We start from the raw sequence: 15,417 nt of genomic DNA on the forward strand, positions 1-15,417 counted from the left end.
AAGTATTCATATTTATTCGACCACAATAAACATGTGTGTTTGTCTTGTAAAATGCCAATATCGATAAGCTTTATGTTTAAAATGCATGAAATAAATTGCAATACTGTGATCTAACTTATAGACGAGACGAGAAAAAGTGATATCGTGCGCCTATCATGGCATTGACCAAGCATAAAATACTACTATATTTGTACATAACGACATTAAAACTTGATTCTCATGCCGTATACGTATAGCTAATCCTTGCTACGACCCACAATTAATGTTTTTATATATGTCGTTCATTCGCACACTGAATCTTTTGTTAGCAAGGATATGCTTAGGCAAGGTTCTTCTATACCAGTTTTAGGAGCTACAATTGAATAATATTGAAACCAAATGGCTGCGTGACTTTATTATGCTTGCCGAATTGGGCAGTTTTTCTCACGCCGCATCCGCACGAAACATTACCCAACCTGCATTTAGTCGCCGTATCAAATCTCTGGAATCTGAGCTAAACCTGCTTCTCATCGATAGAACCAAAACACCTATCGAGCTGACTACATCAGGTAAGCAATTCAAAACAACCGCAGAGTCTATTCTCTATCAATTAGATGAAGAGATAGACCGCTTAACTGGTAGCTCAGTACAAGGGCGACACACCGTGAGATTGAGCGCAGCCCATTCTATTGCCATCGGTATACTGCCTCAGATACACGAAGGCATATTTAATCCAAAGCTGAATACTAATCTGTCTATCGTTGCCAATGAGGTTGATACTTCAATCGAACAGCTCATTGATGGTAAAAGCGATTTTCTATTTTCCTTCTACGACGATAGATTGCAAGTGGCCCCCTACCGCTCTATCTATTTAGGACGTAGCTTTTTGTATTGTGTATCCGGTGTTGATGATCAGGGCAAGCCTTTGTTCGACCTTAACCGAGATTCAAATATACCAAGTCTAGATTACACCCCCGAAAGCTATATGGGCCGAGCACTGAAAAGAGCACACAGTTCGCTTACAAATAACACCATTTCCACCTCATCGATGAGCGATTTGAACAAGGAGTTTGTCATACAGGGCAAGGGAATCAGCTGGCTTCCAGATTACACTATTCGAGACGAATTAGCGTCGGGAAAGCTTGTCATTCTAAACGAAAAGCAGCCCGTCCCTCTCGACCTCTATGTTTATAGGTACGTTTCAAAGCTTCATCCATCATGTGAAGCGATATGGAACCAACTTATAAAAATAAGCCCCATAAAAGAGTTGCACGGTTTCGATACAGAATCGGCATAGTGGTGCCGCTTTATTGCTCTGGATCAATTCTAACAGTAGAGTACTTACACTATGCATCTATCGGATAAAGAGAAACGCATCACATTTATAAAGGTTTAGGTGATGCTATTTTATTATACGACAGTCAAATGAAACATTTCTCAAAACGACTTTATATTAGTACTCTATTCATCAATTGATAGATTGTTAATACTTTTTCATTTAGATACGAATAAAGTATTCAAAAAATAAAACATCATTATTGAGTAATTTAAATTATTGCTACGGCACGGCTATGCCCAAATAAAATAGAGACATTTATTGTTACAAAAAAACAACATGCTTCTCTATTTGTGACAAATAACAGTGAACCGTGCTTAGGTATACCCCCTTTTTTATACATTTTAAATTTAACTTTTACATCAAGGAAAAAAATATGATAGTTGTCGAATTACTAGTCGTACTGCTCTTTATATTCTTAGGAGCAAGAATAGGCGGAATAGGCATCGGTTTAGCGGGTGGTGCAGGTGTTATCGCATTGACCATGTTTATGGGTGTAGATGCGGGTAACATTCCTGTTGACGTTATTCTTATCATTATGTCCGTTATTACTGCCATTGCTGCGATGCAAGTGGCTGGTGGTATGGATTGGTTGGTTGATCTTGCAGAGCAGTTTCTTCGTAAGAATCCGAAACGCATTACTTTTTACGCACCTATCGTAACCTACTTCATGACGTTACTTGCGGGTACAGGTCATACGGCATTTTCTACTCTTCCAGTTATTGCAGAAGTGGCGAAAGAGCAAGGTATCCGCCCTTCTAGACCACTGTCTATTGCAGTTGTTGCTTCTCAGATAGCAATCACGGCCTCGCCAATTTCAGCCGCTGTTGTGTTCTTCTCTGGCATCCTAGAGCCTTTAGGTGTGGATTACTTAACTCTACTTGCCGTTTGTATCCCTACAACTTTCACCGCTTGTATGGTTGGTGCTTTTGTTGCAAACCTAATGGGTGGCGAACTAAAGGACGATCCAGTTTATCAAGACCGCTTAGCTAAAGGACTTATTAAAATACAAGGCGCAACACAGCGTACTATTTTGCCGACGGCAAAAACGTCTGTGTACATCTTTCTTATCGCCATTGTTGCTGTGGTTTCTTACGCAACAATGATTAGTGGTACTGTTGGTCTAATCGAAAATCCAACCATCGGACGTAACGACGCTATCATGGCGATTATGTTAACGGCGGCAACCGGCATCGTCATGCTAACTAAGATCGACGCGTCAAAAATCGCAAACGCCGCAACGTTTAAATCTGGTATGAGTGCCTGTGTTTGTGTTCTAGGTGTTGCTTGGCTGGGTGATACTTTCGTATCTAGTCACATCAGCGAAATCAAAGAATTTTCTGCACAAATTCTTGAGCAATACCCGTGGATGCTTGCAATTACTTTGTTCTTTGCTTCTATGCTTCTTTATTCTCAGGGCGCAACAACAACCGCACTAATGCCTGCTGCATTAGCAATCGGTGTTGCACCATTAACAGCTGTCGCCTCTTTCGCCGCGGTAAGTGCTTTATTTGTACTACCAACCTACCCAACATTGTTGGCGGCGGTAGAAATGGATGACACAGGTTCAACGCGTATCGGTAACTATGTATTCAATCACCCGTTCTTCATTCCTGGTGTTGTAACTATTACTACCGCCGTTGCGCTGGGCTTCGCATTTGGTGGCATTTTAATCTAGTGTTTCATAGCAATAAAAAGGGAGCCTAGCTCCCTTCTTTTTCTTTTTTATTTTTGCTTTCTTTTTTTTTAAGTGACGACTTCTGAGAAACATGTCCAAATAAAATCTGTTACTCAAGTCCCATAATTATAGCTATGCCAAAACTGCATTTAAAATTACTTTTTGGCATTGTACTTGAAACAAAATAACATTCATTATTCTTGCATTACTTAACTATTATTAAAGGTAGCCGTCATGGTTAACGATTCAAATAAATTTCGCATTGAAGAAGACTTATTGGGAACATTGGAAGTTCCTGCAGAAGCGTATTATGGAATACACTCACTTCGAGCAAAAAACAATTTCTCTATTTCGTCGATGACGATATCTGATGCACCAGAACTTGTCAGAGGTATGATTTATACTAAAAAGGCAGCGGCTCAGGCAAATATTGAGCTTGGCACTATTCCTTCTGATGTGGGTGAATATATTGTTAAGGCGTGTAATTTAATTCTGGATACCGGAAAATGCATGGACCAGTTTGTCTCTGATGTATATCAAGGTGGTGCAGGTACCTCTGTAAATATGAATGCAAATGAAGTTGTTGCTAACGTTGCACTAGAGCTCAAAGGTCATAAAAAGGGTGATTATAACGTTATCAACCCGAATGATCATGTGAACAAAAGTCAGTCAACGAATTGCGCCTATCCTACCGGATTCCGAGTTGCGGTTTACAACAGCATCATGAAACTAATCACCTCTGTTGAACATCTTAAAGTGTCTTTTGATGCTAAAAGTGAAGAGCACAGAGATACGTTAAAAATGGGCCGAACTCAGCTTCAAGATGCGGTACCAATGACGGTAGGACAAGAGTTTGGCGCGTACAGCATCCTTCTCAAAGAAGAGATCAAAAACCTAAAATATGCAGCAAATCTGCTTCTCGAAGTGAACTTAGGTGCAACCGCTATCGGTACTGGTCTAAATGCTGCAGAAGGATATCAAGAGCTCGCCGTTAAATATCTTGCACAAGCGACGGGACTTGCCTGTGTACCATCTGAAGATCTAATCGAAGCAACATCTGACTGTGGGGCCTATGTAACTGTTCACGGTGCATTTAAACGTTTAGCCGTGAAGTTATCAAAGGTTTGTAACGATCTCCGTCTATTATCTTCAGGCCCACGTTCAGGCCTTAATGAAATAAACCTACCTGAAATGCAGGCAGGTTCTTCTATTATGCCAGCGAAAGTAAACCCGGTTATTCCAGAAGTCGTCAATCAAGTTTGTTTTAAAGTAATTGGCAACGATACAACGGTTACATTTGCAGCAGAAGCTGGGCAATTACAATTAAATGTAATGGAGCCAGTTATTGGTCAAGCTATTTTTGAATCTATCAACTTATTAAGTAATGCATGCCTTAACTTAGCAGACAAGTGTATTGATGGAATCACTGTAAATAAGACGGTTTGCGAAGATTATGTATTTAACTCAATCGGAATTGTAACTTATTTAAACCCTCTCATCGGTCATCATGAAGGTGATATTGTGGGTAAAATATGTGCAGAAACAGGGAAAAGTGTCAAACAAGTTGTTCTGGAAAGAGGCCTGTTAACTGAAGAAAATATAAATGCTATTTTCTCTGCTAAAAACTTAATGAACCCTAAATATAACGCGGAATTATTTAACTAATACCAAATCGAGTAAATTTGAGATATGAGTTGAACGCAAAAAAGCAGCTAACGCTGCTTTTTTTTGTATTCATAATAAGGTCAGCCACCACAGATTTCCGCTAAAGTGGCCAACTTTTTTTCTGACTCTTTGACATAGGGGTTGCTTTCGTCCCATGCATATCCAGCTAAAATGGCACAGATCATCTGCTTAATTCTGGGGTTTGCGTTTTCATAAAAAATAACCTTTTGTAACTTGCCAGAATACCAACCATCTACATAGGTTTTAAATGCATCAACACCAATTTTTAGCCTTTCGGAGTAGTCCGTGTCCCAATCGACAACATCACCAAGAAGCTGTTTTTCAACACAATCAGCCGCCAGTTTTGCTGAATACATCGCTATAGTGACACCCGAAGAGAAAACTGGGTCTAAAAACTCTCCTGCGTTACCCAACAATGCAAATCGATCGGTTGCTAACCGACTGACATTCGCCGAGTAACCTGTGATGGAATTAGCATCATTAATAAACTCGGCTTTCGACAATAGTTCATCCAACTCAGGCGCTTGGCGAACCATTTTTTTCAGGACCGAAAGATCATCACCCTCACCGAATATTTCTGGCTCTCCCACTATGCCAAGAGAGCAGTGCCCGTTTGAAAAAGGAATGAGCCAAAACCAGACATCTCGATTAAGTGGATGAACCGTTATAAGGATCTTGTTTCTATCATAATAAGGCTTGCCCGATGCGCTCTCTATATTATCAACAACATGGGTGAAAATTGCTTTTCTAGGAGGTAAAACAGAAGGCTTTTCTAGTGCTAATAATTTAGGTAAAACACGTCCAAACCCACTCGCATCCAGCACAAACTCTGCTTGTAGTTGGTGAAAATTGCCAACGTTATCCTTCACTGACAAGATAGAGTCATTCTTTCGCACTTCTATGGCTTGCACCTCATGCTGAAATCGAATTTCTACACCTTGTTTCTGCGCTTCATCGGCTAAAACTTTGTCAAAGCTTGCTCTTTGAACTTGAAAGGTCGTACCGGGACCTGAAGTAAACTTATCCTCAAAATTAAACTCTTGATATTGTTCACCACATCGAAATGCTGCGCCATTCTTAAACTGGAACCCTGCGGCCGCGACGGCATCACTCATCCCTGCAAGTTCTATCATCTCCATACAAGCAGGTAGCAGGCTTTCTCCTATAGAAAACCGAGGGAAAGTATCCCTTTCGATAACAACAACATCGAGGCCTTTTTGCCTAAGCAATGAGGCGGCTATCGTACCAGAAGGCCCCGCACCGATGACGACAATCTGTTTCTGTTCAATTTTCATTTCAGGAATAACTCTTCTACTGTCTGTCGTTGCTGTTAAGATATGTCGTTGGTGTAATTCATTCTGGCTAGGCTGCGGAAAGTGTTAACAACGTATGCCCAAGACCAATATTATCTGCGCGCTGTTCAACGACAAAACCCGCTTCATGAACGATCTCTAAGAAATCTTCACTGCGATAAAAACGGCTATTACCATTCGCTAAACAGGTAAAATAAAGTGACGTTGCATTCAGGCTATATTCAGCGGCATCATATTTCTGAGCATCCCAGAACAATTCCAACACATAAACAGTAGCGTCTTGTTCCATTGTGCTACGAACTTTTCTTAGAATATTTAGAATTTCTATCGGTGAAAAACAGTCTAAAAACTGACTCATCCACCAAACATCGGCTCCCGTTGGCAGCGTTTGATTTTTATCTAACATGTTCGCAGGGTAAGAGGAAACTCGTTCCTGAAAACCATTTTCCGTCACATTTCTCATCGCCAATTCTAGCTGTTGAGGTAGGTCAACAATAGTCACCTTTACATCGGAGTCATGCTTACAGCACTGCATGGCCCATTTGCCTGTGTTACCACCAATATCAACCAATTGCTTCGGTTTATTAGCAAAAACAGTTTCTAACAATATTGGAAACGACCGATCAGAATAAAAGTGATCAAAAGCAAACCAACTCTGTTTCGCTTTATCAGGTAATGAAGATAACCCTTGGTAGATAGTTTCCCAATCGCCGAGCTCTTTCAAACCAGCCGGTGTTCCCTCTTCAATCGCTTCAGTCAAATGCATCATTGCTGCGTAGCAAACATCAGCGGTGAAATCTAGATTCGCGTTGGTCATGCCATCATGAAGAATAAAATGACCAAGATTGGCTAAGACATAATTAGGTTTATTCCAAAGAACGATATTGGCGCTGATTGCCATATCTAATAATACTTTAACACCATATTCAGAGACATTTGAACGCACTGCTAAAGCCACTGCATCTAACCCCTCCTCACCCGCATCATCAAGCACCTTGAGTATACCTAAGTCCCTCAATGTTCTCGCAGTATGGAATACAATTGGAGCAAAAGAGAGTTTTTGAGCTTCCGTTTTCGCTTCTAGAGCGTTAAATGGATCTTTAATGAAATTTGACACAAATAAACCTAATTAATTATTTTTTCTGTTACAGACAATACCGTTACTTGGAAACAGTATTGTTACTTAGAAATAGAAAGAAACGATAAATTCTTCCGAATATCAATATTTAAATTGTTTATCCAACGATTGTAATTGCGATGAATATTCCCTTTAGCATCTGCTTTTAAGTTCTCTGAACTAACATACAGTATTGAGTAAAATTTTTCAGAATATGGGACACGCACACTGGCTTTATGACCACGAGAGTTTAATTCAAGCTCAACCTCATTATTTCCTGCATTCTTCACTACCCAACCACGATTCGTCGCCGACTCTATAATCGCCATCTTCACTTGTTTCTTTTGAAGATCATAAGCAACTGGGGTATTCTCGACATCCAATATAGGCTGAACACGGCCGCAACCGGCAAGAACCAAAACAAATAATAAAGAAACGAGTACCTTAAAGAATTTCATTGCTACTACTCCTGTAAAATTAAGTTCATTCTATTATTTCAGGCATAGTATTAATATAGTACCCACACAAATCAACAGTATATGACTAATAATAAAAATATCATTAGCTTCAAAGTAGACGACTACCACATCCTTTCAGAGAACATCGCCTCTGCCGATGACTGGAACGCATGGTTAAGCGACCCTGAATTTGAATCATCCGCTAAAACACCTACCCATCATATTCCTGCGATGATGCGAAGACGGATGAGCCCTTTGAGTAAAATGTCTGTTCAGGTAGCATTGGAATTAATAGAGCGGCACAATATTGGATATATCGTATTTTCTAGTCGTCATGGTGAATTACCAAGAACCGTTGAACTCATAAAATCCATATTGGCCGGAGACGATGCATCACCGATGGCATTTTCTCAGTCCGTCCATAACACCGCGGCCGGATTGACCACAATTGCCGCCAAACAGGCTATCCCTGTCACGTCACTTTCCGCAGGTCAGGATACATTCCATCAAGCATTGATTGAATCGTTTATCTATCTGTCTGAAAAAACAGAAACCTACGAACTAGCGGAGAAAAAAGTACTACTGGTTGATTTTGATGCACCTCTGCCGACCGAATACCAAGAATTTGAGCATGAACATTTCGCAACCTACGCGTTTGGGATAGTCCTTTCCGCAGGCGAAGATTACCGCATTACTTGGCAAAGCAACGCTCATCGCGACAGTGACAGCATGACTAAAGTCGAGAGCCCATCCATACCAGAAAAGAACAAAAAGACCGTCACCTCTCTCCCACAATCAATCCAATGTTTACGACGTATATTAAGTAATGACAACGCTTGGCGTATATCTTCGTCCCGAATTCTATGGAGTTGGAATAGAAGTGCTTAGTTTATTGCGCCATCTGTGGATAAAATTCGATCAATGCTGGCGAGTTTTCAGCACTGGATTTTGCTTTACGCTTTTTGGTGTTGGCGGGTTGATCCTCAGTTTTGTTTTGGTCCCTTTTATTCAGCTTTTGTCCAACAACAAGACCCAGAATGAATATCGGGTTCAGCATCTGATACAGATAACCTTTGATCTGTTTTGTAAGATCATGAAGTTTACTGGTGCAATTGATTACAGTATTACCGGTGCTGAAAAACTCGAACAAGACAAAGGCTGTTTAATTATAGCCAACCACCCAAGCCTTATTGACTATGTATTGATTGCATCTCAACTTAAGCAGTGTGACTGTTTAGTAAAGGCCGCAATATGGGAAAATCCTTTTATTAAACGAATAGTTCAAGCCGCAGGATACATACCAAATAAAGAACCAGAAGCACTATTTACACAGTGCGATGAACGATTCTCCGGTGGTAATGTTCTGTTGATATTTCCCGAAGGGACTAGAACAAAACCAGGTTTATCCACTAAATTGCAAAGAGGCGCTGCACAAATTGCGGTACGGTCAAAAGTGGACGTTAGGCTAATAAATATCACAGTAAATCCCAGTTTTTTGACAAAAGAAGCGAAATGGTATCAAGTTCCTACAACTAAACCCTTTTTTCATGTTGAAGTGAAAGGTAAAATAGCCATAGAATCATTTCTTCGACAGGCTAATTCAAACGCATCAGCCGCACGAAATTTAAACCAACATTTTGAAGAAGTGTTGTTTGAAAATAAAAAGGATTAAATCCTTTCATTAACAATAAGCAGGTTACAGTGGAAAACGTACATATAGAAATTAAGCAACTGATTATCGACGCATTAAATCTAGAAGACATTAGTGTTGATGATATCGAAACAGATGCACCACTATTTGGTGATGGATTAGGTTTGGACTCTATTGATGCACTAGAGCTTGGTTTAGCTATTAAGAAAAAGTTTAACATTGTCATCGATGCCGACGACAATAATACTCGTCAACACTTTTCCTCTGTTGCTAACCTTGCTTCTTACATCTCTTCTCAGACAAGCTAAATTAACGAAACTATTATGACAAACATAACCAAAGAAGATGTTCTCAATCAGGTAACAGATGCTCTAGTCGAACTGTTTGAAATCGATAAAGCGGACATCAATCCCGAAGCTAAGTTATACCAAGAGCTTGATTTAGATAGTATCGACGCCGTTGACCTCGTTGTGCATCTTCAAAATATCACAGGGAAAAAAATTAAGCCTGATGAATTCAAAGCCGTTCGTACAGTGCAAGATGTTGTCGACTCTGTCTACGACTTGCTTAAGGCTGAATAATGAAATTGCTGGCAATACTGTCAGCAATTTTGCTTCTAACCTATCCATTTGCTGTCTATTTTGGGATCGACAAACTTGGGATTGAAGCGATTGCTGTCGTTTTGATTCTCTTGTTTTTGATTCGAATTCTAGCGGGCTCTAAGTCAAAACTTAAAGAACTGAAGTATCTAGCATGGATAACGGGAGGAATCGGAATTGTCCTCCTCTCGTTGGGAGCATTGTTGAATCAGCAAGGTTGGCTTACTTATTATCCTGTTGTCGTCAGTACCTGCCTGCTTGTCGTCTTTTGGCTAAGCTTGTCACAAGAACAGAGCTTAATAGAACGGTTTGCTCGACTACAAGAGCCTCAACTTGACCCCAAGGCCGTGTTGTACACCAGAAACGTAACCAAAGTATGGTGTGTGTTTTTTCTCATCAATGGTTCTATTGCTTTATCTACTTGCTTTATGCCGCTCTCCTATTGGACTTTGTATAATGGTTTTATCAGCTATATAGCCATGGGACTTCTGTTTGCTATAGAATTTATTATACGCAAGCAGGTACAACAAAAGATAAAGGCCACTCAAACAGGCACTCATGAACAATAACATCACACCATTACCACTGCACTCACTGGCATCCGTACTAACAAAAGCAAATAGGGCTGACTCCCTATTTGCTTTTGGTTCTGCTGGCAACAAAACGTGGTCCCATTTCGTCAACGATGTACACCTTTACTCTCTGTGGCTTTCTAGCAAACCTCAAACTCGATGGGCAATATGCATTCACGACAGCTATTGGTTTTCGGTCGCTTTTTTCGCACTGAGTTACGCAAACAAAGAGTTGGTATTACCGGGTAACCATCAACCAGAAGCGGTTCGCGAACTCTCATCTGAGTTTGATGCTCTAATTCATGACAAGGTCATTTTTACGCCTAATTTAATGGCACGTGACGAGGTTGAGGTTTTCAACATTGGTTCTGAATTAACCGCATCCGCCCCACAATCTGAATTAGCTTCAGCATTAAACCTCGATAACGTCAAAGTCACTCTTTTTACCTCCGGTTCTAGCGGAAAACCAAAAGCAATTGCAAAGACCTTGTCCCATTTCAATCATGAAATTGCTCAATTAGAACAGATATGGGGGGGAGAAATAGAATACTGTCGAGTACAAAGCACCGTATCCCATCAGCATATCTATGGACTTTTGTTCAGACTCCTTTGGCCAATCTGTACTCAACGACCGTTTGCTAGAGAAAACCTAGACTATCCAGAACAGGTCATTAGCCACGCGGACAAACAATCCATTTTAGTGAGTAGCCCTGCTCTATTGAAACGCCTAAATATAGCGTCTTCCGGTTCAGATTACCGAACGATATTTTCTTCCGGAGGTCCGCTTTCACATAAAGCGGCGATTCAGAGCAGAGAACAATTGGGGTCACTACCTTACGAAGTCTTCGGCAGCACAGAAACGGGTGGTATCGGTTACCGACAACAACATACCGAAATGACACCTTGGCAACTATTTCCCGATGTAAAAGCAAGGCTCAATGTAGAAGGTTGCATTGCTCTGCAATCTGGTCATATTGATCCGAATAACTGGTATCAAACCAGTGATCAGTGCGAATTACTTGCAGAGGGTTATTTTTTATTGAAAGGCAGAACCGATCGCATCATCAAAATAGAAGAGAAACGTGTTTCTTTGGTCGAAGTGGAAGCCCGACTTCAAGGGTTAGAATGGATAGAGGAAGCCGCCGTCATTGCCATTGAAACCTCTGTGAGGCTAGAGTTAGTCGCGGTTATCACCTTAAGCGAACATGGAAACGCGCAGCTTGATTCCATTAGCAAAGGGCAATTTTGGATAAACATCAGGCAATCACTTAGGCAATGGCTTGAACCTATTGCTATCCCACGTCGTTATCGTATTCTTGATGACATCCCTTTAAACAGTCAGGGAAAACGCTTGGTGAAAGAGATAGAGTCTCTATTTCACCATAACTCGAACATGGGTTAGGTCCTCACTCTAAAATCGTAGACATAATGACAAAAAGAAAACCACACATTCTATCGCAGAAAATTGAACCCTGTAATGCGACATTGTTAATCAAAGTGGATAGTGATATTCAGGATTTTGAAGGTCACTTCCCTGACTTCGCGCTGTTGCCCGGTGTGACGCAAATAGATTGGGCGCTCTTTTATGCAAAGCAATTCCTCAATGTCTCTCGACCATTCATTGGTATGGAAGTGATTAAGTTTCAATATCCTATCCTGCCAGATGCGATTGTTACCTTGCAGCTAGACTGGGATGAGGATAAAAACAAACTTCAGTTTGCTTATACATCTAACCAAGCAACCACGCATTCAACGGGCAAAATAAAGCTTGGTAATAAGGAATAACATGTATAGAGCTTGCTTTTTAATTCCTTGCTACAACCACGGTTCGACCGTCGCTGACATCGTGGAGTCACTTCGCCTATACAATATACCGATTATACTAGTCGACGACGGCAGTGAACTAACCACGAGAACCGCCTTACAAGAACAAGCTCTTGCAAAAGACGTTACCCTTATAACCCTGTCAGAAAATCAAGGTAAGGGCGGAGCCGTAATGGCGGGATTACATGCGGCTAATACGCTGGGTTACTCACATGCAGTTCAAATTGATGCCGATGGTCAACATGACCTTCAGACGCTACCTTCCCTTATCGCTCTATCGCAGAAAAACCCAAAAAATGTCATTTCGGGACATCCGATATATGATGATTCGGTTCCTAAATCGAGGCTTTATGGTCGATACATTACTCACATGTGGGTATGGATAGAAACCCTCTCTTTTGAGATAAAGGACAGCATGTGTGGATTTCGTGCTTATCCAGTAAAAGAAACCGTACAGGTACTTAATAAAAATTCGATTGGCAAGCGCATGGATTTCGATACAGAGATCATGGTACGTATGTATTGGGACGGGATCGAATTCAACTTTGTCGATACTCGTGTTATCTACCCAATTGATGGTATCTCTCATTTTGATGCGCTGTGGGATAACATCAAGATAAGTACAATGCATACCAAACTTTTTTTCGGTATGTTGCCTCGAATCCCCACGCTGTTATCTCGTAAGCGCAAAGGTCAATCTCACTGGTCGACTAAATCTGAACGTGGAACGTTAATCGGTATCAAATTACTGCTCGCCATTTATTCATTCTTAGGTCGACCAATATTTACCCTTATTTTGCGCGCCGTAATGGGCTATTACTATTTGACTGGCAGTCATGCTAGAAAAGCATCCGAACAATACATTACTCAAATTAAGGCATACCATCAGAAGAATGGGATTACCACGCCAAAAAACCTCACGTCATATCAACACCTGCTTTCTTTTGGACAAACAATATTAGACAAATTTGCGGCTTGGAAAGGCGACATCCGTTATCAAGATTTGACGGTTTCGGGTGCGGAGGTGTTGGACGATGTGGTTAAACAAAATCAAGGTATCATTCTGTTAGGTTCGCATCTGGGTAATATAGAGCTTTGTCGTGCAATGAGCAGAAAGCACAAACATCTAAAAATTAATGCTTTAGTGTTTACAGAACACGCCGAAAAATTTAATACCGTTATGAACGCGGTGAATCCAAATTCAAATTTGAACCTAATTGAAGTAACAGAAATGGGAGCTGATACGGCAATTAAACTACAACAGAAAATAGAACAGGGTGAATGGATAGTCATCGTGGGGGATAGAACTTCGGTTTCTAAAGAGAAACGCGTTATTTGGGCAGACTTTTTAGGCAAGTCCGCCCCATTTCCACAAGGACCTTTCATGTTAGCATCCGTATTAAAAGCACCGGTATTTTTACTGTTCGGCTTGCGAGATGAAGGAAAAGGAAAACCGCATTTCAATGTCTATTTTGAAGCCTTTAGAGACAAAATAGTTTTGCCCAGAGGCAAGCGAGAAGAAGCGTTACAAGAGGTTGTTCAAGACTATGCCCATCGGTTAGAACACCACACGATTAGTGCACCATTACAGTGGTACAATTTTTTTAATTTCTGGAATTTAAGCGACAACAATAATGACTAATATAGCTCAAAACAGTGTTCAGTTTGGTTCGGACCGTCTCACCATAGAAGACGTTGTTGCCATTTCTAAAGGCGCAAAAGCTCAGCTCAATGATTCTGATGCATTTACAGGAAAAATAGACAGAGGCGTTGCTTTTCTTGAGCGATTATTAAAAGAAGAAGGGGTCATTTATGGTGTTACCACAGGATACGGCGATTCTTGTACCGTTGCAATTCCACCCGACCTAGTCGATGAACTGCCTCTACATCTGACCCGTTTTCACGGCTGCGGGATGGGGGATATCTTCACTCCACAACAGACTCGTGCCGTATTAGCCACTCGTCTTTGTTCGTTATCTCAAGGGTATTCTGGGGTATCTCTCGATCTATTAAACCAGATAGTCATCCTGATAAATGAAGATATTTCACCTCGGATCCCTCAAGAAGGGTCTGTTGGCGCGAGTGGCGATCTTACGCCACTTTCCTATTTGGCCGCCGCCCTTATTGGCGAACGCGAGGTGATTTACAAGGGTAACATTCGCCCTACGTCTGAAGTGTTTGATGAGCTGCATATTGACCCGATCAAACTCAGACCTAAAGAAGGGTTAGCCTTGATGAATGGCACCTCAGTTATGACGGCCCTTGCATGCATTGCCTATAAAAGAGCTGAATATTTAGTACAGCTCACAACGAGAATAACCGCCATGGTTTCGGTTGGTATGCAAGGCAACGAATTTCACTTTGACGAAACATTATTCGCCGTTAAACCACACCCAGGTCAGCAACAGATTGCAAGCTGGTTACGAAGTGATTTACGAGCAGAACGCCCGCCACGTAACAGTGACCGCCTGCAAGACCGGTATTCATTGCGCTGTGCACCTCATGTTGTCGGTGCACTACAAGATAGCTTACCGTGGCTACGCCAAATGATTGAAAACGAACTCAACAGTGCGAATGACAACCCCATTATCGACGGTGATAATGAACGAGTTTTACATGGCGGCCATTTTTATGGTGGCCATATTGCCATGGCAATGGATACACTCAAGACGGCGATCGCCAATCTAGCCGATTTACTCGATCGTCAAATGGCGCAGCTTATGGACTACAAATTCAACAACGGTTTACCTTTTAATCTTACTGGTGCTCAAGGTGAAAGAAAACCAATCAATCACGGCTTCAAAGCAGTACAAATCGCCATATCCGCGTGGACAGCTGAAGCTTTAAAACAGACCATGCCTGCCAGTGTTTTCTCTCGATCTACTGAATGCCACAACCAAGATAAAGTCAGCATGGGCACTATCGCCGCTCGTGATTGTTTAAGGGTATTAGAGTTAACCGAACAAGTTGCTTCTGCATCACTGCTTGCGGCGACTCAAGCGATAGAACTGCGTAAAAGACAAAACGAACTAGACGAGCAACATATGAGTGATACTCTAAAACAGATGCAATCCGATGTACTTGATGAATTTGAATTTGTCGATGAGGATAGACCATTAGAAGGCGATTTGCGTAAATTTATGATGTTTATTCAACAACAGCACTGGCCACTGTATTAAGGGTATCTATGACAGCTCATCATCA

At 41.2% G+C, this 15,417-nt stretch carries 15 protein-coding genes; 12 read left to right on the forward strand and 3 right to left on the reverse strand.

Features of this window, described 5'->3' with window-relative positions; all coding sequences use genetic code 11:
* Positions 1 to 358 precede the first annotated feature (358 nt).
* The 3 genes from L3V77_RS12950 to aspA all read left to right on the forward strand — a co-directional run bounded on the left by L3V77_RS12950 (position 359) and on the right by aspA (position 4,658).
* Entirely contained in the window at positions 359 to 1,276 is a 918-nt protein-coding gene (locus L3V77_RS12950; protein ID WP_275134532.1) for a LysR family transcriptional regulator, read from the forward strand.
* A gap of 415 nt (positions 1,277 to 1,691) precedes the next feature.
* Positions 1,692 to 2,993, forward strand: coding sequence for an anaerobic C4-dicarboxylate transporter (locus L3V77_RS12955; RefSeq protein WP_195704026.1), 1,302 nt, complete (start codon positions 1,692 to 1,694; stop codon positions 2,991 to 2,993).
* Positions 2,994 to 3,227: 234 nt separating this feature from the next.
* Positions 3,228 to 4,658, forward strand: coding sequence for an aspartate ammonia-lyase (gene aspA, locus L3V77_RS12960; RefSeq protein WP_275134533.1), 1,431 nt, complete (start codon positions 3,228 to 3,230; stop codon positions 4,656 to 4,658).
* Positions 4,659 to 4,738: 80 nt separating this feature from the next.
* Here aspA and L3V77_RS12965 read toward each other — a convergent pair whose 3' ends face one another.
* The 3 genes from L3V77_RS12965 to L3V77_RS12975 form a co-directional block, all read right to left on the reverse strand.
* Positions 4,739 to 5,974 carry an NAD(P)/FAD-dependent oxidoreductase gene (locus tag L3V77_RS12965; protein WP_275134534.1) on the reverse strand — a complete coding sequence of 412 codons (1,236 nt, stop codon included), beginning with the start codon at positions 5,972 to 5,974 and terminating at the stop codon, positions 4,739 to 4,741.
* 67 nt (positions 5,975 to 6,041) lie between these two features.
* A complete protein-coding gene (locus L3V77_RS12970; RefSeq protein ID WP_275134535.1) occupies positions 6,042 to 7,109 on the reverse strand; it encodes a methyltransferase in 1,068 nt (355 codons plus the stop codon).
* A gap of 62 nt (positions 7,110 to 7,171) precedes the next feature.
* Complete coding sequence (locus L3V77_RS12975; protein ID WP_275134536.1) at positions 7,172 to 7,567, reverse strand: hypothetical protein; 396 nt, start codon at positions 7,565 to 7,567, stop codon at positions 7,172 to 7,174.
* An 81-nt stretch (positions 7,568 to 7,648) separates the two neighbouring features.
* Between L3V77_RS12975 and L3V77_RS12980 the strand changes: the two genes are divergently transcribed.
* The 9 genes from L3V77_RS12980 to L3V77_RS13020 are packed head-to-tail and all read left to right on the forward strand — an operon-like array spanning position 7,649 to position 15,392.
* Positions 7,649 to 8,455 (forward strand): beta-ketoacyl synthase chain length factor, encoded by an 807-nt coding sequence (locus L3V77_RS12980; protein ID WP_275134537.1) that lies wholly within the window; start codon positions 7,649 to 7,651, stop codon positions 8,453 to 8,455.
* 19 nt (positions 8,456 to 8,474) lie between these two features.
* On the forward strand, positions 8,475 to 9,239 hold the full coding sequence (locus L3V77_RS12985; protein ID WP_275136763.1) for a lysophospholipid acyltransferase family protein: 765 nt from the start codon (positions 8,475 to 8,477) through the stop codon (positions 9,237 to 9,239).
* 29 nt (positions 9,240 to 9,268) lie between these two features.
* The gene (locus L3V77_RS12990) at positions 9,269 to 9,526 is read left to right on the forward strand and encodes a phosphopantetheine-binding protein (RefSeq protein WP_275134538.1); all 258 of its coding nucleotides are present in this window, start codon (positions 9,269 to 9,271) and stop codon (positions 9,524 to 9,526) included.
* A 15-nt stretch (positions 9,527 to 9,541) separates the two neighbouring features.
* A complete protein-coding gene (locus tag L3V77_RS12995; protein WP_275134539.1) occupies positions 9,542 to 9,799 on the forward strand; it encodes an acyl carrier protein in 258 nt (85 codons plus the stop codon).
* Positions 9,796 to 10,386 (forward strand): hypothetical protein, encoded by a 591-nt coding sequence (locus L3V77_RS13000; RefSeq protein ID WP_275136764.1) that lies wholly within the window; start codon positions 9,796 to 9,798, stop codon positions 10,384 to 10,386. Before L3V77_RS12995 ends, L3V77_RS13000 begins: the two co-directional genes overlap by 4 nt.
* Positions 10,376 to 11,791, forward strand: coding sequence for an AMP-binding protein (locus L3V77_RS13005; RefSeq protein WP_275134540.1), 1,416 nt, complete (start codon positions 10,376 to 10,378; stop codon positions 11,789 to 11,791). Before L3V77_RS13000 ends, L3V77_RS13005 begins: the two co-directional genes overlap by 11 nt.
* A 26-nt stretch (positions 11,792 to 11,817) precedes the next feature.
* Positions 11,818 to 12,174, forward strand: a complete 357-nt coding sequence (locus L3V77_RS13010; RefSeq protein WP_275134541.1) for a 3-hydroxyacyl-ACP dehydratase — start codon at positions 11,818 to 11,820, stop codon at positions 12,172 to 12,174.
* Between the two features lies 1 nt (position 12,175).
* Positions 12,176 to 13,855, forward strand: coding sequence for a glycosyltransferase family 2 protein (locus L3V77_RS13015; protein ID WP_275134542.1), 1,680 nt, complete (start codon positions 12,176 to 12,178; stop codon positions 13,853 to 13,855).
* Positions 13,848 to 15,392 carry an aromatic amino acid ammonia-lyase gene (locus tag L3V77_RS13020; protein ID WP_275134543.1) on the forward strand — a complete coding sequence of 515 codons (1,545 nt, stop codon included), beginning with the start codon at positions 13,848 to 13,850 and terminating at the stop codon, positions 15,390 to 15,392. Before L3V77_RS13015 ends, L3V77_RS13020 begins: the two co-directional genes overlap by 8 nt.
* The last annotated feature ends 25 nt before the right edge of the window (positions 15,393 to 15,417 follow it).

It is taken from the genome of Vibrio sp. DW001 (genome assembly GCF_029016285.1).
In the GTDB taxonomy this organism is placed as follows: domain Bacteria; phylum Pseudomonadota; class Gammaproteobacteria; order Enterobacterales; family Vibrionaceae; genus Vibrio.

Excerpts from the sequence above, each read along its gene's own strand:
- L3V77_RS12955 (WP_195704026.1), top strand. The coding sequence starts at position 1,692 with ATGATAGTTGTCGAATTACTAGTCGTACTGCTCTTTATATTCTTAGGA.
- aspA (WP_275134533.1), top strand. The coding sequence starts at position 3,228 with ATGGTTAACGATTCAAATAAATTTCGCATTGAAGAAGACTTATTGGGA.
- L3V77_RS12965 (WP_275134534.1), bottom strand. The coding sequence starts at position 5,974 with ATGAAAATTGAACAGAAACAGATTGTCGTCATCGGTGCGGGGCCTTCT.
- L3V77_RS12975 (WP_275134536.1), bottom strand. The coding sequence starts at position 7,567 with ATGAAATTCTTTAAGGTACTCGTTTCTTTATTATTTGTTTTGGTTCTT.
- L3V77_RS12980 (WP_275134537.1), top strand. The coding sequence starts at position 7,649 with ATGACTAATAATAAAAATATCATTAGCTTCAAAGTAGACGACTACCAC.
- L3V77_RS12995 (WP_275134539.1), top strand. The coding sequence starts at position 9,542 with ATGACAAACATAACCAAAGAAGATGTTCTCAATCAGGTAACAGATGCT.
- L3V77_RS13005 (WP_275134540.1), top strand. The coding sequence starts at position 10,376 with ATGAACAATAACATCACACCATTACCACTGCACTCACTGGCATCCGTA.
- L3V77_RS13010 (WP_275134541.1), top strand. The coding sequence starts at position 11,818 with ATGACAAAAAGAAAACCACACATTCTATCGCAGAAAATTGAACCCTGT.
- L3V77_RS13015 (WP_275134542.1), top strand. The coding sequence starts at position 12,176 with ATGTATAGAGCTTGCTTTTTAATTCCTTGCTACAACCACGGTTCGACC.
- L3V77_RS13020 (WP_275134543.1), top strand. The coding sequence starts at position 13,848 with ATGACTAATATAGCTCAAAACAGTGTTCAGTTTGGTTCGGACCGTCTC.